This window comes from Streptomyces lacaronensis (assembly GCF_047337785.1).
Taxonomy (GTDB): domain Bacteria; phylum Actinomycetota; class Actinomycetes; order Streptomycetales; family Streptomycetaceae; genus Streptomyces; species Streptomyces lycopersici.
Genome location: NZ_JBLHDK010000003.1, coordinates 9,155,804 through 9,179,067, shown reverse-complemented (window position 1 = coordinate 9,179,067; position 23,264 = coordinate 9,155,804). Strand labels below are relative to the sequence as shown.

The 23,264-nt window shown below is 68.6% G+C and carries 24 protein-coding genes and 2 pseudogenes; 17 read left to right on the top strand and 9 right to left on the bottom strand.

Annotated features, from left to right (window positions below; all coding sequences use genetic code 11):
* Positions 1-262: 262 nt before the first annotated feature.
* Positions 263-859, bottom strand: a complete 597-nt coding sequence (locus ACMTAK_RS39740; protein ID WP_413810627.1) for an IclR family transcriptional regulator — start codon at positions 857-859, stop codon at positions 263-265.
* Positions 860-1,223: 364 nt separating this feature from the next.
* Positions 1,224-1,844 carry a TetR/AcrR family transcriptional regulator gene (locus ACMTAK_RS39735; RefSeq protein WP_413813143.1) on the bottom strand — a complete coding sequence of 207 codons (621 nt, stop codon included), beginning with the start codon at positions 1,842-1,844 and terminating at the stop codon, positions 1,224-1,226.
* Between the two features lie 104 nt (positions 1,845-1,948).
* Here ACMTAK_RS39735 and ACMTAK_RS39730 point away from each other — a divergent pair, with 104 nt between their 5' ends.
* The 3 genes and pseudogenes from ACMTAK_RS39730 (at position 1,949) to ACMTAK_RS39720 (ending at position 5,219) form a co-directional block, all read left to right on the top strand.
* Complete coding sequence (locus ACMTAK_RS39730; RefSeq protein ID WP_413810626.1) at positions 1,949-2,914, top strand: quinone oxidoreductase family protein; 966 nt, start codon at positions 1,949-1,951, stop codon at positions 2,912-2,914.
* 501 nt (positions 2,915-3,415) lie between these two features.
* Positions 3,416-3,949: pseudogene (locus ACMTAK_RS39725) on the top strand (nuclear transport factor 2 family protein).
* A 40-nt stretch (positions 3,950-3,989) separates the two neighbouring features.
* Positions 3,990-5,219 carry an epoxide hydrolase family protein gene (locus ACMTAK_RS39720; protein ID WP_413810625.1) on the top strand — a complete coding sequence of 410 codons (1,230 nt, stop codon included), beginning with the start codon at positions 3,990-3,992 and terminating at the stop codon, positions 5,217-5,219.
* 62 nt (positions 5,220-5,281) lie between these two features.
* On the opposite strand, the gene ACMTAK_RS39715 is transcribed toward ACMTAK_RS39720, so the two are convergent.
* Positions 5,282-5,611 carry a hypothetical protein gene (locus tag ACMTAK_RS39715; protein WP_413810624.1) on the bottom strand — a complete coding sequence of 110 codons (330 nt, stop codon included), beginning with the start codon at positions 5,609-5,611 and terminating at the stop codon, positions 5,282-5,284.
* Between the two features lie 579 nt (positions 5,612-6,190).
* Complete coding sequence (locus tag ACMTAK_RS39710; protein WP_413810623.1) at positions 6,191-6,328, bottom strand: hypothetical protein; 138 nt, start codon at positions 6,326-6,328, stop codon at positions 6,191-6,193.
* Positions 6,329-6,516: 188 nt separating this feature from the next.
* On the opposite strand from ACMTAK_RS39710, the gene ACMTAK_RS52720 reads away from it, so the two are divergent.
* A protein-coding gene (locus tag ACMTAK_RS52720; protein ID WP_461773830.1) for an IS630 family transposase occupies positions 6,517-7,601 on the top strand; the annotation gives its coding sequence in 2 pieces (ribosomal slippage) (positions 6,517-7,042 and positions 7,042-7,601; 1,086 coding nt in all).
* On the opposite strand, the pseudogene ACMTAK_RS39695 reads toward ACMTAK_RS52720, so the two are convergent.
* Positions 7,599-7,957: pseudogene (locus tag ACMTAK_RS39695) on the bottom strand (transposase family protein); the annotation flags it as partial. The gene ACMTAK_RS52720 and the pseudogene ACMTAK_RS39695 overlap by 3 nt on opposite strands.
* 120 nt (positions 7,958-8,077) lie before the next feature.
* On the opposite strand from ACMTAK_RS39695, the gene ACMTAK_RS39690 reads away from it, so the two are divergent.
* The 11 genes from ACMTAK_RS39690 (at position 8,078) to ACMTAK_RS39640 (ending at position 16,470) form a co-directional block, all read left to right on the top strand.
* On the top strand, positions 8,078-8,557 hold the full coding sequence (locus ACMTAK_RS39690) for a response regulator transcription factor (protein ID WP_413810622.1): 480 nt from the start codon (positions 8,078-8,080) through the stop codon (positions 8,555-8,557).
* An 86-nt stretch (positions 8,558-8,643) separates the two neighbouring features.
* Positions 8,644-9,015: a 6-pyruvoyl trahydropterin synthase family protein gene (locus tag ACMTAK_RS39685; protein WP_413810621.1), complete on the top strand. Its 372-nt coding sequence runs from the start codon at positions 8,644-8,646 to the stop codon at positions 9,013-9,015.
* 74 nt (positions 9,016-9,089) lie between these two features.
* Positions 9,090-9,788, top strand: coding sequence for a 7-carboxy-7-deazaguanine synthase QueE (locus ACMTAK_RS39680; RefSeq protein ID WP_413810620.1), 699 nt, complete (start codon positions 9,090-9,092; stop codon positions 9,786-9,788).
* A complete protein-coding gene (folE, locus tag ACMTAK_RS39675) occupies positions 9,789-10,382 on the top strand; it encodes a GTP cyclohydrolase I (protein ID WP_413810619.1) in 594 nt (197 codons plus the stop codon).
* A 109-nt stretch (positions 10,383-10,491) separates the two neighbouring features.
* Positions 10,492-11,142 (top strand): hypothetical protein, encoded by a 651-nt coding sequence (locus tag ACMTAK_RS39670; RefSeq protein ID WP_413810618.1) that lies wholly within the window; start codon positions 10,492-10,494, stop codon positions 11,140-11,142.
* A complete protein-coding gene (locus tag ACMTAK_RS39665) occupies positions 11,139-12,005 on the top strand; it encodes a hypothetical protein (RefSeq protein WP_413810617.1) in 867 nt (288 codons plus the stop codon). The genes ACMTAK_RS39670 and ACMTAK_RS39665 overlap by 4 nt, the downstream gene beginning before the upstream one ends.
* A gap of 43 nt (positions 12,006-12,048) precedes the next feature.
* A complete protein-coding gene (gene mtnA, locus ACMTAK_RS39660) occupies positions 12,049-13,614 on the top strand; it encodes an S-methyl-5-thioribose-1-phosphate isomerase (RefSeq protein WP_413810616.1) in 1,566 nt (521 codons plus the stop codon).
* Positions 13,611-14,276: a methylthioribulose 1-phosphate dehydratase gene (gene mtnB / locus ACMTAK_RS39655; protein ID WP_413810615.1), complete on the top strand. Its 666-nt coding sequence runs from the start codon at positions 13,611-13,613 to the stop codon at positions 14,274-14,276. The genes mtnA and mtnB overlap by 4 nt, the downstream gene beginning before the upstream one ends.
* 22 nt (positions 14,277-14,298) lie before the next feature.
* The gene (locus ACMTAK_RS39650) at positions 14,299-14,880 is read left to right on the top strand and encodes a 1,2-dihydroxy-3-keto-5-methylthiopentene dioxygenase (RefSeq protein WP_413810614.1); all 582 of its coding nucleotides are present in this window, start codon (positions 14,299-14,301) and stop codon (positions 14,878-14,880) included.
* On the top strand, positions 14,873-15,643 hold the full coding sequence (gene mtnC, locus ACMTAK_RS39645; RefSeq protein ID WP_413810613.1) for an acireductone synthase: 771 nt from the start codon (positions 14,873-14,875) through the stop codon (positions 15,641-15,643). The genes ACMTAK_RS39650 and mtnC overlap by 8 nt, the downstream gene beginning before the upstream one ends.
* Positions 15,640-16,470 (top strand): S-methyl-5'-thioadenosine phosphorylase, encoded by an 831-nt coding sequence (locus ACMTAK_RS39640; protein WP_413810612.1) that lies wholly within the window; start codon positions 15,640-15,642, stop codon positions 16,468-16,470. The genes mtnC and ACMTAK_RS39640 overlap by 4 nt, the downstream gene beginning before the upstream one ends.
* Positions 16,471-16,532: 62 nt before the next feature.
* Here the strand turns inward: ACMTAK_RS39640 and ACMTAK_RS39635 are convergent, their stop codons facing one another.
* Positions 16,533-17,285, bottom strand: a complete 753-nt coding sequence (locus ACMTAK_RS39635; protein WP_413810611.1) for a class I SAM-dependent methyltransferase — start codon at positions 17,283-17,285, stop codon at positions 16,533-16,535.
* 260 nt (positions 17,286-17,545) lie between these two features.
* On the opposite strand from ACMTAK_RS39635, the gene ACMTAK_RS39630 reads away from it, so the two are divergent.
* Together ACMTAK_RS39630 and ACMTAK_RS39625 are read left to right on the top strand one after the other, a co-directional pair.
* Entirely contained in the window at positions 17,546-18,793 is a 1,248-nt protein-coding gene (locus ACMTAK_RS39630; protein WP_413810610.1) for an ATP-grasp domain-containing protein, read from the top strand.
* A 1-nt stretch (position 18,794) separates the two neighbouring features.
* On the top strand, positions 18,795-20,045 hold the full coding sequence (locus ACMTAK_RS39625; protein ID WP_413810609.1) for an MFS transporter: 1,251 nt from the start codon (positions 18,795-18,797) through the stop codon (positions 20,043-20,045).
* 68 nt (positions 20,046-20,113) lie between these two features.
* Here the strand turns inward: ACMTAK_RS39625 and ACMTAK_RS39620 are convergent, their stop codons facing one another.
* Genes ACMTAK_RS39620 through ACMTAK_RS39610 form a run of 3 tightly spaced genes read right to left on the bottom strand, consistent with a single transcriptional unit; the run spans position 20,114 to position 23,082 of the window.
* Entirely contained in the window at positions 20,114-21,115 is a 1,002-nt protein-coding gene (locus ACMTAK_RS39620; protein WP_413810608.1) for an isopenicillin N synthase family dioxygenase, read from the bottom strand.
* Positions 21,112-22,407 carry a diaminobutyrate--2-oxoglutarate transaminase gene (gene ectB, locus ACMTAK_RS39615; protein WP_461773831.1) on the bottom strand — a complete coding sequence of 432 codons (1,296 nt, stop codon included), beginning with the start codon at positions 22,405-22,407 and terminating at the stop codon, positions 21,112-21,114. The genes ACMTAK_RS39620 and ectB overlap by 4 nt, the downstream gene beginning before the upstream one ends.
* A gap of 9 nt (positions 22,408-22,416) precedes the next feature.
* Entirely contained in the window at positions 22,417-23,082 is a 666-nt protein-coding gene (locus ACMTAK_RS39610; protein WP_413810607.1) for a 7-cyano-7-deazaguanine synthase, read from the bottom strand.
* Between the last annotated feature and the right edge of the window lie 182 nt (positions 23,083-23,264).

The following is a 23,264-nucleotide window of genomic DNA, read 5'->3' as shown; positions in this document are numbered from 1 at the left end:
CGCAGTGGCGGAAGCGGATCGCCCCGTCCCGGGCGGCCCAGCGAGACGTCCGTCCATGGACGCCAGAAGGGAACGAATGTATGCGTCAACGGTTGGGAGTCGACAGGATTTCCTCGGAGACGATGCGGGCGGCCAGAGGTCGTACCGCTTTTCGCCATGGCCGTGAACTGCGCTTTCGACGGGGTGTCCGGACATGACGAAGGGGCGCCGCCCGTCGGCGGCGCCCCTTCGTCTACCGTTCGCTGGGCACCCAGCACTCGGGCTACTGGAGGGCCTCAAGACCCGAGAGAGGATCACCCAGCCGACTGCCGAGACGTTCCGCGGCCCACCGCACGTCGCGGGAGGCGTCCCGCCGCATCGCGTCGTCGAACCGCTGCGCGGTCGCAATGACGGCCACACTGCTGCCGACTCCGGCGCCCGTGCGGATCGGGGCGGCGACCGCACTGGCTCCGAGATTCACCTCGTCATGGCTCACCGCCACACCTCCCTCCTGACCTCGGCCAGAGCCTCCTCCAGAGCGTCCGCGGTGGTCAGGGTCGTCCCGGTGAGAGTCGGCAGTCCGTCGGCGTACAGCGCCCGGCGCTCCTCCTCCGGCCGGTGGGCGAGAATCGCCAGCGTGCGCGGGCGGCCAGGTGAACAGGTCGGGCACGAAGCGCACGCTGTGCGAGCTCTGCGAGGCGGCGACGAACATCCTGGCCTTCTTCTGCGGGTCGTACACCGCGAGCAGCGCCGTCTCGCCGGTGCGCTCGGTCAATTCCTCCAGCACCTCAGCGGCCGCCTGGAAGGGCCTGCGCCGCTGCGCCATGGCGGCGAGACGGTACATCTCCCAGCCGAGTTCCCATTGCCCTGCCGGCGTCACCGAGACGAGGCTGACATCCTTGGCCGCTTCCAGTGTGCGCCGTACGGAACTCGGCGCCGCGTCGAGCAGGCGAGCCAACTGGCGGACACCGACCGCGGGCGGGTCCAGCTCGGCCAGCGCCCCCAGCGCCCGGACCAGCGCCGCGATGGGATTGCGCTCCCTGCGGGCGGACCCCCTGTGGACTCACTCATGGCGGCCTCTTCCCTCTGTCCTCGACCGCTGAAACCGCGTGAAGCGTACAACCGGACGCTTCAGGAGCATGCCGTCAGCAGCGGCGACATGGTCCCACGCGTTGCCCCCGGCGACCCGCACGCCGTGTTAACCGGTTGCTCGGATCCACGGCACGAGCCGCCGCCTCACCGGCTCAAGGCGCCTGAAGCAAGGTCAGCAAGGTGTCCAGGGAAGCCTCCAGATGCCCGATGCCGCCGGTCGACATCAGGATGGTCACGCCGCCCTGCACCGCGGCGACCAGCGCGGCCGCGGTCCGATCGGCGTCGATCCCCGGATCCATACGGCCGGCGGCTTGCATGCACCGGACGCCGTCCCGCAAAGCGGCCTGCCACTGCATGAGCAGCTGTCCGGTGAGCGCCTGCGCCGCACTGCTGCCGCGACCCAGCTCCGTGATCAGCACGCCGAGAGGGCAGTTGACCCCCTGCTGTTCGTATCGGCGCACGACCGCGTCGCGCCAGTCCCACCACGCCTGCCAGTCGCCCAGCGTGCTCAGATCGCCGAGATGGGGCTGCTGGTCCTCCAGCACACGGTCGGCCTCCCACGCGGCGACGGCCAACAGCAGCTCGTCCTTGCCGCCGGGAAAGTAGTGGAAGATCTGACTCTTACTGGTCGCCGTGCGGGCCCGGATGTCGTCCAGGGTGGTTCCCGTCACTCCTCCCTCACGAATTTGTTCCGCCGCCCCTTCCACGATGCGGCGCCGGGTGGCTGCCCCCTTCGCGGTAAGTCGCGAAACAGTCCCTCTGCCGGTCGTCATGACACCGCCCTCTTTCCATTTTTTTTGGACTTGCAGGTCCACTTTAACCGGAGCATCGTGACAACGACGCACGACAGCGAAGAACGACTGAGAGGTGCTGTGCCATGCAGGCAATCGTCGTGGAGACCCTCGGTGGGCCGGAGGAACTGCGCTTGTCCGAGCGCCCGGATCCGCAACCCGGGGCCGGTGAGATCCGAGTCGACGTGGCCGCGGCCGGGGTGAATTTCATGGACACCGGGGCGCGCCGGCTCGGCGCGGCGACGGGTGAGCTGCCCTTCGTCCCGGGAGTAGAAGGGGCGGGCCGGGTCAGCGCGGTCGGGGACGGCGTCACCGACTTCGCCGTGGGTGACCGGGTCGCCTGGGTGTACGCCTACGGCTCCTACGCCGAGCGGATCGTGCTGCCCGCCACTGACGCCGTACCCGTACCGGCCACCATCTCCGACGAGGTGGCGGCGAGCCTGATGATGCAGGGCATCACCGCCCATCACTTCGTCACCGAGGCTGCGGACGTCCGGGCCGGCCAGGCGACCCTCGTACATGCGGCAGCCGGCGGGCTGGGCCAGAAGCTGACGCAGCTCATCAAGGCCCGCGGCGGGAGCGTGATCGGCGTGGTCTCCACCGCGGAGAAGGCGGAACTCGCCCGGCGGGACGGGGCGGACCACACGGTCGTCTCCACCGGGGACGCCTTCGTGGAGCCGGTCCTGGAGATCACAGGCGGCCAGGGCGTGCACACCGTGTTCGACGGCGGCGGCGAGACCACCTTCCGCGCCTCCATGAAGGTGCTGCGCCCGCACGGACTGCTGATGTACTACGGGGCCGTCATCGGAGCGGTCCCCGTGGTGGACATGCGGGAGCTGCCCCACAGCATCAAGCTGTGCTATCCGGTCTTCCGCGACCACATCCCCACCCGCGAGGCGCTCCTGCGCCACAGCTCGGAGCTGTTCGACCTGGTCCAGGAAGGGCGGCTGAAGCCCAGCGACGTCCGGCACTACCCGCTGAAGGACGCCGCCCAGGCCCACCGCGACCTGGAGTCGCGGGCGACCACCGGCAAGCTGCTCCTGCTGCCCTGACCCCCGCACCACGAGAATCCCAGCCTCGGGCTGCGTGCTCGCCGGCGAGCACGCAAGCGCCGATCACCTCGCGAGCGGGCCATCCCGGTGAACCCGGTCCGGCCAGCCCCCACGGACGACTGGAGGAGACGACCCACCAACCACGGCATACGACGGCGATCGGCGCGACAGCATTCCGGCCAACCGGGTCGGCGGATCGCACACGCTGCCCGGCCAAGGACCGCCCTGCACAATGCCATGCCGCATCAGCCGGCCGGATGAACCGCGGTCCGCGAAGAGAGATGCGCGCGGGAGCAGCTTCCTTCCCGCCTCGGGGGCGGCAGAGACGGTGGGCGGACGGGTCACCTCCTCGGCCGGTGAGCGCGCGGGGGTCTGCCTCCCCGGCAAGCCCCCGCTCTCGGGCCGCCCCGGCCGGGAACAGAACGACCGTAATCGACCATCGGCCGCGCCCTGGGCCACCAACTTCTGGACTTGTCGGTCCATTCTCGAGCGCCAGACTGAATGGACTATCGGGTCCATTCAAGCGGCCGTCAAGCTTACGCGCCTGCGGCCGACGAGGAGAGAGCACCACAGATGGATGGCATCGAACAACACCTGAACATCATCGAGAGCCTGCGCCGCCTGATGGCGCGTTACGTATACGCCGCGGACCACCAGCGATGGCAGGAGGTGGCCTCCCTGTTCACTCCGGAGGGCACCTTCACCCCGTACAACGCCGATGGGACCGTCCTGCGCCGGATGAACAGCCCCTAGGAGATCGCCCGGTCCATCCCGCGGAGCGTCGGCCCCGGCGCCGAACTCGTACACCATCTCTTCTCCGACCTGATCGACGTCGAGTCGGCGACATCGGCCCGCGGGGTGTGGGCGATGGAGGACCTGATCAGGCGGCCCGCCCGCACGGACGCCGACGGCGAACCGCAGTTCACCGAGATGCACGGATACGGCCACTACCGGCCCCGCTTCACGAAGACGCACGGCGAATGGAAGATCGCCGAACTCGTGCTCACACGTGTGCGCGTGGACCTGACCTACTGACCCGCCCCGGCACCTCGGCAAGCGAAGGACAACAGAGACCATGAGCACATCCGGCCCCGGCCGCCCCCTCGAACCGTTCACCGTCGACATCGCCCAGGACGTCCTGGACGACTTGCGCTCCCGTCTGAGGGCCACCCGTTTCGCACCCGACCCGGAGAACGAGGACGAGACCTACGGCCTGAGCACCGCCTACCTCAAGCCCCTGGTCGAGTACTGGGCCGACGGCTTCGACTGGCGCGCCGCCGAAGCGCGGCTCAACGCCTTCCACCAGCACCGCGTGGACGTCGGGGGCACTCCGGTGCACTTCATCCACGAACGGGGCCGGGGGCCCGCCCCAATCCCGCTGCTCCTCATGCACGGCTGGCCCTGGACCCACCACCACTGGCACAAGGTGGTCGAACCGCTCACCGACCCGGCCGCACACGGCGGCGATCCCTCCGACGCCTTCGACGTCGTCGTCCCCTCCCTGCCCGGCTTCGGCTTCTCCACGCCGCTGACCAATCACAGGGAGAACTACGCGAGCATGGCGGACCGCTTCCACACCCTGATGACCGACGTGCTGGGGTACGACAGGTACGGGGTGGGCGCGGCCGACTACGGCGCGCTCGTGGGCGCCCGGCTCGGTCACAAATACGCCGACACGCTCTACGGCATCCACCTCGGCAACGAGATGCCGCCCGCGATGTTCCAGGGCGACCGTTTCTGGGACCTCACCGGCGGCCAGCGGACCGAGGACCTTCCCGAAGCCACGCGCGCCCGGCTCCTGCGGCGCGACAGGACCTACGTCTCCCACGTGGCCGCACATCTGCTCGACGGGCAGACTCTCACTCACGGCCTGAACGACTCCCCGGCCGGCCTGCTGGCCTGGGTGCTCAAGAGGTGGAAGTCCTGGAGCGACCGCAACGCCGACTTCGACGCCGAGTGGCCCGCCGACGACGTCCTGACGTTCGCCACCATCTACTGGGCCAACGAGGCCATCGGATCGTCGATCCGCGCCTACAAGAACGCGAACCTGTATCCGCCGGAGCCGGTCAACGACTTGAAACCGTATGTACAGGCCCCGGCCGGCTTCACCTTTCTACTGGGCGACTCCTCCCCCGGGGCGGCCTCGGCCGAGGAGCGCGTCGAGATCTTCAAGGCCGGCGGCGGCCAGTTCTACGCGGACATCCGCGACGTGTACGTCCACGAGAAGGGCGGTCACTTCGGTCCCTACGAGAACCCGGAGGCGTGGATCCATGACCTGCGTGCCACCTACCGCAAACTACGCTGAGCGGACGTCGCCACGGGGCCGACGCGATCCTGTTCCTCTCTACGGTTCGCGGCCCTCAGCGGTCAGACGGCACGGGTGAGGGCGGCCCATGGGGCTCGCTCCAGCGTCCTGGCCGATCTCCCGGGGGAACACACGACAGAGAGATCCCGGTCGGCCAGGCTCCAGATGCCCAGGCTGTCGCGGACGACCTCGCGTGTCTCCGCGGAGGCCTCCTCGATGTCGAGTCCGCCGCGCAGGGCGCGTTCGCGAGACGTGTACGCCCTGCACGTGGCGATCTCACAGGCGGCCTCTGCGTCGGCCGCCCCGGGGACTACGTAGAAGTGTTGGACCAGCCGGCCCTGAGCTGAACGGAAGCGGAATCCTACGAGCCAGACACTCACGGTGGTGACCATGAGAAACACCCTCCAAGCCGTACGCGGGGCCATGGTGAGTCCGCGGCGCGGCGACGTACTACGGCTGGTCGACAATGGCAATGTCACTCATTCCAAGGTCGCGGGTCGCACCCCTGTCCCGGTATCTGTCATTTGACTCTCGCCGGTCCCGACGTCGTCACCGCGCAGGCCACGGACCTCCGGCTTGACCGTGAGCCGGGCACGGCACACGTCACGCGTGGGATGGGGTATCGAGGAGGGTGTCTCGTCCGCCGGATCGGTGAGGGTCCCGCGCCTCACCCCACCGTTGTGTCCGCCTCAGTACAGACGCCTGTTGCCCCACCACAGGACGAACGCGGCGACGACCCCGGTCAAGGTCAGAAAGGATGGCGGACGCCGTCCACATCAGAGGCATCATCTGGGAGACGGGCAGATAAGGGGCTCTGACCTGCAAACTCGCGCCCGCACCGGACCGGTGTAGGCGCCCTGGACGGTCCCTACAGCCTGTGCCAGGTGGGACCGTCACGGCACAGGACGGGCAGCCACTGCCCACGCAGCCGTCTCGCCATCAGTGGCCGGACGCACTTTTCACGGCCGTCCTCACACGGCCGCTGCCTCGGTATTCGCGCGGTCCTGTGGCAGCAGATCCAGCACCTGGTCCATCACGCCCTCCGAGTCCTGGGTATGGTCGATCTCGTTGAGGACGATCCCCCAGGCCGCTGACCGGGGCGCGGTCATGGAAAGGGCGCGTTCCGCGATCGGCCCCGTCCGCGACCACCTGACGAAGAGCGGGCTCGGCCTTCTGATCACTGAATGCCGACGTCAGGCAGACAACGACACGCTCGACCACGGCGCCCGTTACTGACCTTTGCGGCGTGATGTCGTTGGGGGCTGACGATGTGTGATCGTCGCGGTATGCCGGTTGTATGAGATATCCGCAGGGTGGTGGGCTGACGCCTGGACGGCAGGCGTTTCGAGAGCGGATCCGGCTGGAGGCCGCGGAACGATTCGCCGCCGGTACCTCCAACGTCGAGGTCGCCAAGGACTTACGGGTGAGTGTGCGCTCGGTGCAGCGCTGGCGCCGGGCCTGGCACGACGCCGGCACCGAGGGGCTGCGGTCTGCCGGGCCCGTCTCACGGCCCAAGCTGAGTGAGGCCCTGTTCACCGTGCTCGAGCAGGAGCTCGCCAAGGGGCCGGTCGCGCACGGCTGGCCGGACCAGACGTGGACACTGGCAAGGATCAAGACGCTGATCGGGCGCCGGTTCCACAAGAGCATGACGCTGTCGGCGATCGCGCAGATGCTGCACCGGCACGGCTTCAGTCACCAGGTTCCGGCCCGCCGGGCGGTCGAGCGCGACGAGGAGGCCGTGGCGGGATGGGTGAAGGAGACCTGGCCGCAGGTGGAAGGTCCGTGGCGGCGCTCGACGCCTGGCTGTGCTTCGAAGACGAGGCCGGCTTCTCGATGACGCCGCCCACCGCACGGACCTGGGCCCGGCGCGGACGCACACCCCTCATCCGGGTCCGGGGACGCTCCCAGCGCCGCTTCTCCGTCGCTGCCCTGGCCTGCTACAAGCCGGGTGAACGCTCACGGCTGATCTACCGGCCCAAGCGGCATGTCGATCACAAGCGGGGCGGCAGACGCAGTTTCACCTGGACCGACTACCGCGACCTGCTCATCGCCGCGCATCAGCAACTCGCCGCACCCCTTGTGCTCGTGTGGGACAACCTCAACGTCCACAAGGACCGCCGACTGCGGGAGTTCATCGACACCCACGACTGGATCACCTGCTACTTCCTGCCAGCCTACGCACCGGACCTCAACCCCGTCGAGGGCATCTGGTCCCTGCTGCGACGCAGCAGCCAGACCAACACCGCCTTCACCGACCCCGACCACCTCATCACCACGCTTCGACACGGTCTCCGCCAGATCCAGTACCGCAGCGAACTCATCGACGGATGTCTCGCAGGAACCGGACTCACCATGACGACATCACGCCAACAAAGTCAGTAACTCCTTGACCACGGCCTTGACTTGCCTGGCCAGGCGGGCGGTGCGGCGCTGGTATCGTTCCAGGACTCCGGGCACCTGTTCGCGGAAGGTGTGACGGCAGCCGCGCGTGGGACACACCAGGCGCCGCACCCGCACACGGACCACCACCCGCCGGCCGTCGACCGGCACGTCGGCCACCGTCCGCAGCTGATAGCCGTGCACCCGCCCGGACGGCGCCCCGCACGTCGGGCAGACCGCCGCCTCGTCGGCGTCCGGGCCCGCACCACGATCCGCTCGCCCTCGTCGGTGACCTCCTCTATGACCAGCGGGGACAGCCCCGAAAACACCGTCTGCACAAGCTCGTTGACATCCTTCACGGGATATCAACGACCCTCAGGACGCTCCGTCACCACCGAATGTGCGACAGGGCCGAAGACCGTACAGACCCACTCGGCGGAACCCTCCACGAATACCAGCACGCGGCGTGAACTGCACGGATGATTCATCGGCACCCGCAAACCGCCGAACGATTAGTGCGGGCAGTCGAGTCAGCGGCCAGGCATGAAGGGGACATCCCCTCCGATCTGCTCACTCGACTTCTCACCCAGATGGAGCGCATACGGCGACGCGAAGGATCCACGTCCGAGGAAGTGAGAAAACTCAGTCCCCGTGAACTTAGCCTGCTCGAACTTGTGGCGAAAGGGCTGGGCACCCGGGAAATCGCCGCCCAATTGAGTTATTCGGAACGCACAGTGAAGGGCGTGCTCCACGGCATCATGACACGCATGCACCTGAAGAACCGGGCCCATGCCGTGGCGTTCGCCATACGGGAGGGCTACACCTGGGCCGCGCGGCGGGCCAACGGTGAAGCGGGCGACCCAAGGGCGCCGCTACGTCGGTCAACGGAACTTTCCACCATGGCTCACCCGGCCCGACGGACATCGATGTGCGACAGGACGGGCCGCCCGCTGTCCTGAAGACTGACCGGAAGGACATCCCGCGGCGCCTTCCTCTTGCCGAGACTCAATGGCAGAGAAACGCCGACATGAAAGGCACTCAGAGCGTGACGCTGCGCATCACGAAACGGTTCGAGTTCTCCGCGAGCCATCAGCTCTCCGGCCTCGCCGAGGACCATCAATGCAGCCGATTGCACGGTCACAACTACGTCGTGGAACTGGAGCTGTCCGCTGCCCAGGAGAATCTGACGCCGACCGGTTTCGTCCGTGACTACGGGGATCTGTCCTCCTTCAAGTCCTGGCTCGACCGAACCGTCGACCACCGCCATTTGAATGACATCATCAACGGAAGCCCCACCGCCGAGAACCTGGCCATCTGGCTGTATGACCAGTGGTTGCGGGACTTTCCCGAGCTGACCGCCGTACGCGTCTCCGAAACGCCCAAAACCTGGGCGGAATACCGCCCTGATGTCGCCTGAGCCCATGGCGCCGTTGCCGCCGGGTGGAGACCGACAAAAGGAGGTGATGCCCGTGGAAACCGAACTCGTCGTCAATGAGATATTCGGCCCCACTTGAAACCGTACAGGGTGAAGGCCCTTCGCTGGGCCGGAGATGCGCGTTTCTCCGGCTCGGCGGATGCAATCTCTCGTGCCGCTGGTGTGACACCCCCTACACCTGGGACTGGCAGGGGGCGAGCGACGCGGGAATCAAGTACGACCCCAAAGTGGAGTTGCACCGTCGCTCCGTCACCTCGGTGGCCCGGGAACTGATGGATTTCGGAGTCGACCTGGTGGTCATCTCTGGAGGGGAACCCCTCAGCCAGCAAGCGCGATTGCTCCAGCTGATCGATACTCTGACCGGCAGTGGTGTCGAGGTGGAGATCGAGACCAACGGGACTCGGATACCGGACCCACGGCTCGTCGAGGCCGGCGTGCGCTTCAACGTGTCGCCGAAGCTGTCCCATTCCGGTGATCCGGCGCGCAAGCGCATCGTCCCAGCCGCCCTGCGCCGGTTCGCCCGGCTTCCGCAGGCGGCGTTCAAGTTCGTCTGCCGTGAGGAGGCGGACCTCGACGAAGTGGCCGGGCTGGTATCCGACATGGGCATTGAATCGGTCTGGATCATGCCCGAAGGGCAGGATCCAGAGCATGTCAGCGAGCACCTGCAGAATCTCGCCGCCGCGGCGATCGAACGCGGCTGGAACATCACCACGAGGCTACACACCCTGGTATGGGGACAAAAGAGAGGCGTATGAATGTCCCTGCACACCCAGCCCCCTGGCGAACAGTCAGGATTCACCGGCGTCCCCGAGGAGGATCCGCTGGTCGACCTAGGAAGGCGGCTGCTGAAGGAGATCGGGGAGGACCCCGACCGCGACGGCCTCCGGGACACCCCCGACAGGTTTGCCCGCTGGTGGCGTGAGTTCGTCAACTACGAGCCCGGTTCGACCGGCACGCTCTTCGAGACCGTCTCGACCAGCCAGGTGGTGATCGTCTCGGACATCCAGGTGTGGTCGCTCTGCGAGCACCACCTCCTGCCGTTCAACTGCTCGGTGACCATCGCCTACCGGCCGACCAACTACCTGCTCGGCCTGTCAAAATTCGCCCGGGTGGCGCACCGGCACGCCCACCGTCTGCAGGTGCAGGAACGTCTCGTCGCGGACATTGCTCAGGAGATCTCCGACCTCAGCGGCACCGAGGATGTCGCCGTGCTGGGCAAGGGCGAGCACCTGTGCATGACGATGCGCGGTATCAAGGCCAGCGCACAGATGACCTCGACGGCCTTCCGTGGCGGATTCGGTGACGACAGCGGGCTCCGCGCTGAGTTGATGTCTCTCATCAGGCTCTGACACCCGCGCCCGGCGGCAGGGGCCCGGCGGCCCGAACCGGCCGGCCCCCGGCGGTGGCTCCTGGTCGCGGCCCTTGCCGGCTCCGCCTTCCCACGACAGGAATCCGTCCGTGTCCCATCTCGACGGCGCGTCCATCATGGACCCGGCTCTCTTCCCCTACATGCTCGACTCCTCGATCATGGAATTCGCCTCTCCCTTCGTTGACCAAGAGGTCAGCCTTGTGCACACGGTCACCAGGCACATCACGGAGGTGAGCAATCTGATCGCTGTCGGCGACGCACGGCTGATCTACGGGTCCGTCGCCGACGCACACCACCTCAACTATGTGTGCATCGACCCTGAGGCGGGCGTCCACGGATGGTCTGGTCTGGCCACGGCACACGGTGGATGGGCCATCCGAAGGCGACTGCTGCATGAGGTCAAGGGCGCCGAACTGCCCCCGGGGCCCTCGCTGTGGCTCCTCCACTTCAACATCTACTCCTACCTACCCGGGCTGCGGATCCCCCGCGGCGATCACGTCCTCGTCTCGGCCTGGACGGACTCCGCACGGGGACGCGCCGTACGGGAGCGCTACGACAGGCGCGTCGCCGCCCTCGCGGCTACCCGGACGTCCATGCCTTTCAGTCGTGCTCGGTCCGCACCCGCCGCGAAGAGTCCGACGCGTCTCACCTACTTGAGCGAACTCGCGGGAGACGTGGTGACCGTCGCCCACTACCGCGCGGAACCATTCTCCGCCGCAGGAAGCCCGCCGCCTCCATGACCTTGCGCAGTGGTACTCCGTCCATCACTCCGACCGCCGTACCGCGCCATGGACCCGAACCGACTGCCCGCCTGGTGCGCTCCCTGATCCGGCTGCGCAATGACATGCTGTTCGGTCTCTGTCTCGACATGCTGCTCGACGGCGTCGACTACCAGCTCACTTTCGTCAACGACCCCGGCATCCCATCGCTCAACGCCGCGCACGCTGTGGGCGGAACGCGCCCGGGCCTCTTTCGGGAGCTGAGCGCACTGGAAGGCTCGACCGGCATCCGTCTGGGCGTGTACCAGGACCCCGCCACACCGCCCGAGGTGTTGGCCCAGCTCCGTACCGCGCACTACCGCCGCACTCCCTCGTACGACGAGCATTGGTACGCGTTGGACCTCCGCGCCCAGGACACCGCCGTGCCGTTCGAGGGCGCCGCGCCCGACGAACCCAGCCTCTCCGTCCGAGAGATCCTCGATCCCACCGAGGAAGACATCCGGCGCTATGCCGACCTGGAGACAAAAGCCGGCGATGTACCACCGGCCCTGGCCGACCGGATGGTCCGGAACCTGCTCGGCCCCGACCGCAACGCCGCGCGCACTCACCTCTTCCGAGCCGTAGTCGATGGCGAGAAAGCGGCCTACGCGGCACTGCTCGTGGCGGGACAGTACGCCCTGCTGCCCGAGACAGGCGGCGAAGTATCCCCCGACGACCGGGAGATACGGGACGCACTCACCCGTCACCGGCTCCGGCGCGCGCGGGAACTGACCGCCCGCTCGGCCTTCGCCATCGCCGGCACACCCGACCGGTATGGCCCGCACCACCTCGGCATGGACCCGCTGTGGGTCCGCGCCTACTGGTCGCCGCCCGCCATGGACTGATTCCCGTCGTGGGCGCGACAGGCAGACGTAAGGAGGAAAGCGCGTGACCCCGAGCACCCCCTCACTGGCCTGGGACGGCGGCATGGTCATCGCCATCGACCAGCGCTCCCTGCCCCGTGAACACCGGACGCTGCGCCTGGAGAGCGTCGACCAGGTCGTGGACGCCGTCAAGACCCTCGCGATCCGCGGCGCCCCCGCCATCGGGCTCGCCGGCGCCCTCGGCGTCGCCCTGTCCGCGCACGCCCACCGTTCCCCGACCGGTGTCGACGAGGAGGCGGTGCGCGCGGACGCGGCACGCCTCGCCGGCGCCAGACCTACCGCGGTCAACCTGGCCCGGGGCGTACAGCGCGCTCTCGGCCGGGTCGCGGCGGGCCCGGAGGCCGTCCTCTCCGAGGCGAAGGCGATGCTGTCGGAGGACATCGCGACCAATGAGGCTATGGTGCGCCGCGCTGCCGAAGTGGTGGAGGCGCTGCTCCCCGACCGGCCGCTGCGGGTGTTGACCCACTGCAACACGGGCCGCCTCGCCACCGCCGCCGTCGGCACGGCTCTCGGCGCCATCCTCGAACTCGCCGAGCGTGGACGGATCGAGGAGGTGCTGGTCGACGAGACGCGCCCGCTGCTGCAGGGCTCCCGACTGACGGCCTGGGAGCTGACCCAGGCCAAAGTGCCACACCGGCTCTGCGTCGACTCGGCCGCAGCCGCTTTGATGAGCCGCGGCCTGGTGGACTGCGTTCTTGTGGGCGCCGACCGCATCGCCGCCAATGGCGACACGGCCAACAAGATCGGCACCTACGGCCTAGCCGTGGCCGCCGCGCACCACGGCATCCCCTTCATCGTGGTCGCCCCCGAGTCCACCTGGGACCGCGCCCTGCCCGACGGCTCGGGGATCCGGGTGGAGGACCGCGCCGCCGACGAGGTGACGCACCTGGCGGGAACCGCCCTCGCCCCCGTCGGCGCTACGGTCCACAACCCGGCCTTCGACATCACTCCCGCCGAGCTCATCACCGCGCTGGTGTCCGAGAAGACGACCCGACGCCCCCGACACCTCCCGGCCTCCCCGACGTCTGGCGAACACGACAGCGGCCCGCGTCCACGGGACATCGAGACGCTCTTGGACATCGTCCCGGACCACCCGGTCCCGGGGGTGGCCTTCCGCGACATGGTCAGGCTCTACGCGGAGCCCGGCATGCTCGGCGGCCTGGCCGCCCGCGTCATCCGCGAAAGCCACGGCCACGTCGACCGCATCCTCGCCGTCGAAGCCCGCGGCTTCGTGCTCGGAGCCGCGCTCGCGGCGCAGACCGGGCTGCCCCTGACCCTGGCCCGCAAGCCGGGCAGGCTCCCCGGACCGGTCCATGAGGTCTCGTACCGACTGGAGTACGGCACCAGTCGCCTTCAGGTACAGAAGGGAGCCATACTCCCCGGTGAGCGGGTGCTCTGCGTCGATGACGTTCTCGCCACCGGAGGCACCCTGCTCGCTGCGGCCCGGCTGGTCGCGATGAGCGGCGCACGGGCCGAACGGCTCGTCACCATCGTGGAGTTGAAGGGATTGGGTGGCCGGACGTGTCTGTCCCGCTATCACCTATACACTCTGTGTGAGCTGGTCGCATGAGCACCGCCACCGCCGGGGACACCTTCCGGCGCACGGGTGAAGAGCTGGCCCGTTTCGCCGCGCTGCTGTACCAACGCGGCTGGATGCCGGGCACCTCCGGCAATCTCTCGATGCGTCTTCAGGGCGCCGACGACCTGATCCTCATCACCGCGAGCGGCCGTGACAAGGGCGAGCTCACGGCGCGCGACATGACGGTCGTCTCCACCAGAACCGATCGGCCCGTCGCCCCCGACGCCCTCCGCGCCTCCGCGGAAACGGCGATCCACACAGCCCTGTACCGCACCGCGCACGCGGGCGCCGTGATCCATGTCCATGCGCCGTACTCCACCGCGATCGCCTGCCGGACGAACATCACCACGCACACCGGACTGCTGCGGCTGAAACAGTTCGAGTTGCTGAAGGGCCTCGGCCTCGCCGACCCCTCGACGGCAGACGTGCCCGTCTTCCCCAACTGGCCCGATGTCTCCCGTATCGCCGCGGACATCGCCCGCCACTACGCCGACACCCCCGACGCACCCCCCTGCCTGCTGCTCTCCGACCACGGCGTGACGGCCTGGGGCGAGGACCTCGCGCAGGCCCGCAACCGGCTGGAGTGCATCGAGGCCATCTGTCAGCTCCTGGTGATCGACGGCGGAGCAGCACCCCCGGTCCAGAAGTTCTGACCCACGAAACGGAAGACAATCCATGACACTCCTCCAGGTCATGCCGGACTCTCGGCCCGGCGACGTCCTGCTCCGCACCCGCGACCGGCCCCGTATCGCCGACGTCCTGCGGGACCACTCGGTGGCCCTGCGCCACTGGTCCGTCCGCGGCTCTCTGCCGCCCGACGCCACCGAGCGGGAAGTCCTCTCCCATTACCGGACGGAGGTGGACACGCTGTGCGCCGAGGAGAGCCTGCGCCTGGTCGACGTCGTCCAACTCCGCCCCGAGGACACCCCTGCGTGGCGCGAACGCGCGGCGAAGGCGCGCGAGGCATTCCTCGACGAACACCGGCACGGCGAGAACGAGGTGCGCTTCTTCGCCCACGGCACCGGTTGCTTTTACCTGCACCTGGCGGACCGGGTCCTGGCGGTGGTGTGCGAGGAGGGCGACCTGCTGTCCGTACCGGCCGGCACGGCCCACTGGTTCGACATGGGGCGGCAGCCCGACTTCTGCGCCATCCGCTTCTTCCAGGCCGAGGACGGGTGGATCGGGGACTTCACCGGCGATCCCCTCGCCCGCAGGTTTCCCACTCTGGACGACCTGCTGGCAGACCCCCATGCCTGATGTGATAATCCGCCGCCACGGGGTCCGCGCGGTGGTCCTCGACATCGAAGGGACGGTCGGCTCCGCGGGGCACGTACGCGAGGTGCTCTTCCCCTATGCCCGCGACCGCATCGCCCCCTGGTTCGCCCAGCGGCGTGGCACCGCCGTACACGCCGAGCTTCTGCGGGACGTACAGGAGTGCGCAGACGATCCATCGCTGGACGAAGACGCTGCCGTCCGCACCCTGCTGGCCTGGTCGGACGGCGACGTCAAAGCCAGGCCGCTGAAAGCCGTCCAGTCTCTGATCTGGGCCGACGGCTACGCGGACGGGACACTGCACGGGCATGTGTATCCCGAGGTCCCCGCCGCGCTGGAACGCTGGCGGGGCGCGGGCCTGGCTCCATTTGTCTATTCCTCGGGAGCGAAGGCCGCACAGCGCGACTGGTTCGCCCACAGCGACGCGGGTGATCTGACCGGTCTGCTCGACGGCTACTTCGATCTCACCGACGCCGGTCCCAAGCAGGACCCCGCGTCCTACCGGTACATCGCCCACTCCATCGGCATGCCCGCCCGGTCTCTCGTCTTCCTCAACGACACCAGCGCCGAACTCGACGCGGCCTCGGCCGCAGGGTGGCAGACCGTCGCCATCAGGCGTGACGACGATCCGTGCGCTGTGTGCAGCACCCATTACCCCACAGCGCGCTCCCTAGACCAGCTCGTGCTCGTGCCGGCCGACGGGGCCGAAACCGTCCCAAGAAGCACGCCGGAAGCGAGGCGCTCATGAGCAACACCCTGACGGACACGGTGGCGGAGATCGGGGTGATCGGCGGCAGCGGTTTCTACCAACTGCTGTCCGACGCGCGGCGGATCCCCATGGACACTCCGTACGGCCGTCCGTCGGAGGACCCCGCGGTCGGGACCGTGGCCAACCGCCGGGTGGCCTTTCTGCCCCGGCACGGCGGCGACCACCGCTTCCCACCGCACCGCATCAACTACCGGGCCAATATATGGGCGTTGCGATCGATTGGTGTCCGACGGGTGCTGGCGCCCTGCGCCGTGGGCTCCCTGCGCCGGGACCTGCCCCCGGGGACGGTTGTCATCCCGGACCAGCTCGTGGACCGGACCAGCGGCCGGGCCCAGACCTTCTACGACGAGGGAGCCGTCCATGTACGGTTCGCCGACCCGTATTGCGAGGACGGACGGAAGAGCGTCCTGAAGGCGGCCACCTCGGCTGCAGCGGAGGTGGCCGACGGCGGCACCATGGTCGTGGTGGAGGGCCCGCGGTTCTCCACCCGCGCGGAGTCCCAGGCATACGCCCGAGCGGGCTGGTCGCTGGTGAACATGACCGGCCACCCCGAGGCCGTGCTCGCCCGCGAACTTGGGCTCTGCTACACGTCCCTGGCTCTGGTGACGGACTTCGACGCGGGCATGGACGCCTCGGAGAGCGTCGAGCAGGACGATGTGCTCCGAGTGTTCGCCGCCAACTCCGAGCACCTACGGGATCTGGTGCTGCGCACCGTGGAGCATCTGCCCCGGCGACGCGACTGCCACTGCGCCGCCGCTCTCGAGGGCATGACCCTGCCCTTCCGGCTGCCCGATGCTCAGGCGTAGACCGGCGGGCCGGCCCGGAGACGACTCTCCGGGCCGGCCCGCCGATTCGTTCTCTCTGTGACTCAGCACTTGCGCGCGTGCAACAGGAACCAGTGTCTGGCCAGATGGACTCCGCGCTCGCTCGACGCCCGTGCGACATAGCGGTCGAACAGCTCCTTGTCATGATCCCTGTTGTAGTCCTCGAAGATCGGCACGAGCTCCAGGAACCGGCTCAGTTCGTCCGGGGAGAGAAAGTACTCGTCGTAGAAGAAGGTCTTCGCCCGCACGACCTCGAAACCGGACTCCTCCAGCCGCCGTCGCTCCGCCCGCAGTATCGGCGCGTCATCCCATCGCCCGTACAACTGGCCACGCCCGAAAACCGTCTTCAGCTCCAGCGCGTCCTGCTCGCCGATCCCCAGGTAGACCAGCGAGCCGCCGTGCTTGAGAACGCGCCGGAACTCCTGGGGGAACAGCGGGCCGCGGCGCGAGGTGACGGCATCGAACGCCTCGTCCGGGTAGCCGGTGTCGAGGGCGTCCCGCAGTTCGAAGGAGACATGGCCGAGTCCGGACTCCGCCTGGTGCGAGGCCGCGGATCGCAGCATCTCCGCCGACAGGTCGATGGCCGTGACCTGACCGAACTCAGGCGCGATGGCGAGGAGATTGCGCCCGTCGGCGCACCCGACGTCCAGCAGCCTCTTTCCGGCGCCCGCGGCGCTCACCGCGGCCCGGTCAAACCACTCCTCGGGATCCCCGTCGGGGAATTCGGTGGTCCGCCGCGCTCCGCTGGAGTACCCGCCGAACTTGTCGGCGACCTTCGAATAGAACTCGGGATTCATGACCTCATCGTGGCTCCCACGGCAGCGCGGGAGGATGACCGTAGGTCCGTTCTTCCATCCATATCGCACGGACCAGAGCGACCACATGGCGTCCACGAGGACACCCTCACGCGCCCGAACGGACGCCTGCCGACCCAACCGGCCAGACGTGGGCGACCGCAGACCGACCCGGGAGTACCTCCATCCCGGCCGGGCGGGGCGGCAGGCTCGCAGCCGGTCCCTCGGACGAGGGGCGTCGCAGCAGTGGAGGAGAACCCCGCATGACGAAGAACGCTCCGGCGGTCCTGTTGGTCGACCCCGTTCGTTACGGAGCGGCGTACAAGGACGCCGCCCGCGAGCTGGGATTCACCGTGCTGTCCGTCTACACCCTCGACTACAGCGCCGAGTCGCCAGGTCACGCCGAGGGCGACGACCTGTCCGTGTACGCCTCGGAACGCGCCGACATCGTACGGAAGGTAACCGCCACCGGTCTCGACGTCCAGGCTGTCATCCCAGCCATTGAGGCGTCGGTGTATCTGGCTGACATGCTGGCGTCGGACCTGCGCGTGCCCGGCAATGACCACGACCTCGCCTGGGCCCGGCGCAACAAGGCCGCCATGCGCTCCCACGCAGTCGATGCAGGCATATCCGTACCGGGTTTCACGCTGGTGAGCAAGGTCGAGGAGATCCCTGACGCCGCCCGTGCGATCGGCTTCCCCGTCATCGTCAAGCCCACCATGGGGTCCTGCTCACAGGGGACGATGGTGATGTCGGACGAGGCCGCGCTGAGCCGGCTCGACGAGGCGGTCACCCACGACGTGTTCGGGCAGCCAGTCACCGAGTGGCTGGTCGAGCAGTATGTGCGGGGTCGCGAAGTCGCCGTCAACTGCTACAGCTCCGAGGGCTCCCACCAGGTCGTGGACATGTGGGAGTACCGGCAGCCGGACGGCCGTGACTACGACTTCCCCGTCTGGGAGACGCTTCAGCTCGACGAGGGCTATCCCGCGTGGGAGCGGCTGCGGAGCTATGTGCACCGTGTTCTCGATGCCTACGGCGTGCGACGCGGCCCCAGCCACACCGAGGTCAAGTACAACGAGGACGGGGTCTATCTCATGGAGATCGGTGCCCGGCAGCCGGGCGGCCCCGCCATGGAGATGTGGTCCAGGCACAGTGCGGACATCCGGCCGTTCCACGACGCGATCGAGTGCTACCTCGGCCGACGCCCGGCGCTCATGGAGGCGCGTCCGCGTTTCTCGGCCGCGCTCGGCTCCCTCATCCTCCGCAACGACGACGCTCCGGGCACCCTGGTCGCCGTACACGGTCTGGACAAGCTCGACGGGGTCCCCGGGATCGACAAGCTCATGGTCGATGCCGAACCCGGCGACCACATCCCCACCACCAAGGACAGCACAGCCATCCCGGTGAGTGCCTATGTCACCGGCCCGGACCAGGACAGCGTGCTGAGCACCCTGGCCACCATCAGGTCCCTGGTCACACTGGAGATCGACCGCAGCCCCGTGCGGAGCTGAGATGGGGCCGGACCTGCGAGCCGCCGGAGCGCCGCCAACGGACACCGACCGCGCGTCCCGGCGCGCCTCGGGATTCCCGGGCGTCTATCGCGGACTGCTGTCGACGGCCGAGGCCCGGCGGCTGGCGACAGCGAGCGCCGCGTCGAAGTTTCCGGTCAGCATGTTCCCTGTGACCACGCTGCTGCTGGTCTCGCCCCGCTACTCCTACGCGGCGGCCGGGCTGACGCTGGGAACGATGCAGCTGGCGAGCGCCGCCAGCAACCCGATGCGGGCCCGGCTCGTCACCCGTCACTCACTGCACACGGTCCTCATGGGCTGCCTCGTCGGCTATCTGATGGGTCTGGGCGGCCTGGCGGCGTCGGTGACGGCCCATCTGCCGCTGGCCGCCCTTCTCTTGGCCGCCATGCTGACCGGCCTGTGCTTTCCGCCGGTCGGCATCCTCACGCGCACCCATTGGATGTCCGTCACCAGCCGGGGCTCCCTGCCCGTCGCGAACGCGCTCGAAGCCACCTTGATGGACATCGCGCTCATCGTGGGCCCGGTGCTCGCGAGCCTGCTGAGTACGGCGGTCTCCCCCGCCGCGCCACTCGCCGCGATCGGCGCCCTGATGGCCGGTGCGGTGGTCCAGTTGGCCGCCGTACACCGGCTGCGGCCGCCAGGGCCCGTGCCGCACTCGGGCCAGTGGGCGCGGATCGCACGCGCCCGTCCGCTGCTGGTCGTCTTCGCCGCGCAGTTCCTGTTCTGCGCGGTGCTCGCCGCCACCGAGGTGGCTCTGCCCATCTCGGCTCAGCAGCATGACGCGGCCGCGCGCAGCGGCTGGTATCTCGGCGCACTCTCGGTGGGCAGCATCGTGGGCTCGCTCACTCTCGGAGCCACCCGGGCGCGGCGTATGCCCGGACTCGCCGGGCTGCTGAGCGGTTTCGCCGTCGGCGTCCTCGTACTCGGGCTCGCCCTGCGCGCCGACCCGCCGCTGGTGCTGGCCGGATGCTTGGGCGCGGGTGTCGCCGTCGGCTCGTCCTTCGCCGGCTTCTACACACGGATCGGCGAACTCACACCGAAGGGCTGCGACAACGAGGCGCAGAGCCTCGCGTCCAGCATGATGACCGTCGGCTTCGCCGTGGGCGCGTCAGCTGGGGCCTCCCTGAGCGGAGCATACGGCGCGTCGGCCGTGTTGTGCCTGCTCTTCCCCGTCGCGACCGCGGTCGCCGTGTTGCCGACCCTGACCGACGCGCCATCCGCACGCACCAGATAGCTAGCGACGACATACCGCTGCCGCCGGGCTCGTTGGCCGGCGGCAGCGGTCTGGGGTGTCGAGCGGGGTCAGCCGAGAGCCGCGGCCAAATCCTGTCGCGCGCCGAGTTTCTTCAGGATCGAGTGACGGGCCACCACAGGGGCGTGACCGGCCCCACCGCCGACCGGTGGCGCAAGCGGCTGGACCAGTGTCCCGGGATCGGTCTCGTAGAAGAACACCAACGACAGCAGCTCTTCGTCGGGCGCCTCGGCACTCGGACCGAGCACCCGGTGTTTCAGCGCCCGCCACCGCCCATCAGTCCACAACTCCATCAGGTCGCCGAGATTGACGACAAAGGCATCCGGGTTGTACGGAGGCGCGAACCAGCCGTCGGCCTCGTTCCACGCCTGCAGCCCGCCCACCCCCTGCTGACGACTCAGCAGGGTGAACGTGCCGAGGTCAGTGTGCGGGCCGTTGCGCAACTGGCCGCTCGCGACACTCCCGACCGAGTTCAGCGACGGGTACCAGCTCAGGTTTTGCGTCCAGGTCGCCTGCCGGGCACGGGTGGTGAAGTAGTCTTCCGGCAACCCGAGCACCGTGGCGAGCAGTACATTGATCTCGCCCGCCAGCCGGACCATGTGGGCGGTGTACGCATCCGCCACGGCCCTCAGCGCGGGAAGCTCCTCGGGCCAGCGATTAGCCGGGTAGTACAGCCGGTCGAGAACGGCATTCCCGGTCCGGATGCCGGGGCCCAGGTAGAACGACTCATGCAGATCGGGAGCCGCGGCATCCGGCTCCATGCCGGGCTCGTGCTCGACCCCCACGCCGCCGGCCGGATGCATCTCCAGCCACCCGCTGTCGTAGGCCGCCTCGATGCCGCACCGGGCCTTGACCTCCCGGGGCAGCGAGAAGAACTCGCGGGCACGGGCGCGCAGCTCGCGCATCAGCTCCTGCGGCACGCCATGTCCCTCCAGGAGGAACATGCCCGTGCCCCGCAGGGCGGCGTCCAGCTGTGCGATGGTCTCTCGCCGCTCCGCCGACCCGGTCCGCCACCACTTCTCGATGTTCACGGTGGGTATCACTGTTTTCACAGAGCCATTCCTTCATGACGATGGGACACGACGGCCTTCACGCTTTCGGCGACGATGGCCAGCCCCTCTTCGAGTTCGTTCTCGTCGGTGGTCAGCGGGGGAAGGAGCTTGACCACGTAGCCCCGGGCACCCGAGGTCTCCATGAGCAGTCCGCGCTCGAAGGCGGCCGCGCACACTCGCGCGGCGACCTCCTCTCCGGAGTTCCCCAGCCCGGAGAAATCGAGCCCCCTCGCCAGGCCACGGCCCTTGGCCCGCAGACCGGTCCCTGAATAGTCCGCCGCGATGTCCTCCAGAGCGGCGCCCATCTGTTCACCGGCCGCCTGGGTGCGCTCCTCCAGCGCGTCATCGCTCCAGTAGGTGTGCAGAGCTCGCGCCCCGGTCACGAACGCCGCGCTCACGCCGCGGAACGTGCCGTTGTGCTCGCCAGGTGACCACACGTCCAGCTCTGGCCTGATCAGGGTGAGCGCGAGCGGTAGACCGTACCCACCGATGGACTTCGACAGGCAGACGATGTCGGGGGAGACGCCCGCTTCCTCGAAGCTGAAGAAGGGGCCGGTGCGTCCGCAGCCCATCTGCACATCGTCGACGATCAGCAAGGCCCCCACGCTCCGGCACAGCTCGGACAGGTGTCGGAGCCACTCGGCGCTCGCGGCGTTCATCCCGCCCTCGCCCTGCACTGTCTCCACGATCACCGCAGCCGGCAGGTCGAGGCCGCTGCCGGGGTCCGCCAGCAGACGCATCACCTCCCCGAACCGGTCCGGACCATCCGCGAAATAGGAGTCGTACGGCAGCGTGGTGGCATGGGCCAGGGGGACCCCGGCGGCGCTCCGTTTCCGCGCGTTGCCGCTCACCGCCAGTGCGCCGAGCGTCATCCCATGAAAGGAGTTGGTGAAGCTGAGCACCGGCACCCGGCCGGTGACCCGGCGGGCGAGTTTGAGGGCGGCCTCAACCGCATTCGCCCCACCCGGCCCGGGGAAGACCACCTTGTAGTCGAGCCGGCGCGGGATGAGGATCCTGTCGCGCAGGGCCTCGAGGAAACCACGCCGGGCGGTGGTGAACATGTCGAGCGAGTGGGTGACGCCGTCGCCCATCACGTACTCGACCAACGCCTCCTTGAGGAACGGGTTGTTGTGGCCGTAATTGAGAGCCCCGGCGCCGGCGAAGAAATCCAGGTACGGTCTTCCGCCCTCGGAGTAGAGTCGGCTCCCGACTGCGCGGTTGAACACGGTGGGCCAGGCCCGGCTGTAGGACCGGACCTCGGACTCCAGTGTTTCGAAGACTGACACGCTCACATCCGCTCTCTACCGTGCATACACCGTCGGATCCTCGACACCGGCCGCCGTAAACGCCTCGCGCCGCTCCCAACAAGCGGCGCACCTGCCACAGTGAAGGTCCTCGCCGCGGAAGCAGGTCCACGTCTGCGTCCAGGGCACGTCCAGCTTGTGACCCATGGCGATGAGTTCGCTCTTGTGCAACTCGATCAGGGGAGTGATCAGGTCGAGATCGGGGTGCGCGTGACCACGGGTGGCCACGCGCTCCATCGCGATGAACGACCTCATGAACTCCACGGAGGTGTCCGACGGCCCGACGTCGTCGGCCATGACCCCGAACGCAACCGCCTCCGCCTTCACCACCACCGCCAGCGCGAACGCCGCGGACAGCAGGAGCGCGTTCCGATTCGGCACGATATTGGGGCCGCCACGCGCAGGGCCCCGGTCCGACGGGACATCCACCGCGGAATCGGTAAGCGAGGAGCCACGGAACACACTGCGCGCGCCGGTGAGATCGACCTCCTCGTACGGGGCCCCCAGCCGACCCGCAGCCAACCGCGCGAACTCCAATTCCTTGCGGTGTCGCTGCCCGTAATCGATGGCCACAACGTGAAGGGAGTGCCCCTGGGCCTTCAGGTGGTACGCCATGGTGACGGAGTCGATCCCGCCCGAGACCACGGCCACAATCTTGCTCAATCGCCTCACCTCATCGCTATGCCGACGCCGCGCCACGGCCGCCGCATGTCCCTGCGGCCAGGCCGGGACGATCCGCTCACCATCCTGGCCGCCCGCAGGAGGCGGGAACATGGCCGACCACCCCGACCGCCGGACGTCCCCGCACGTCCGCACGGGCAGCGCGCTTCAGCCGGGACGCCGGC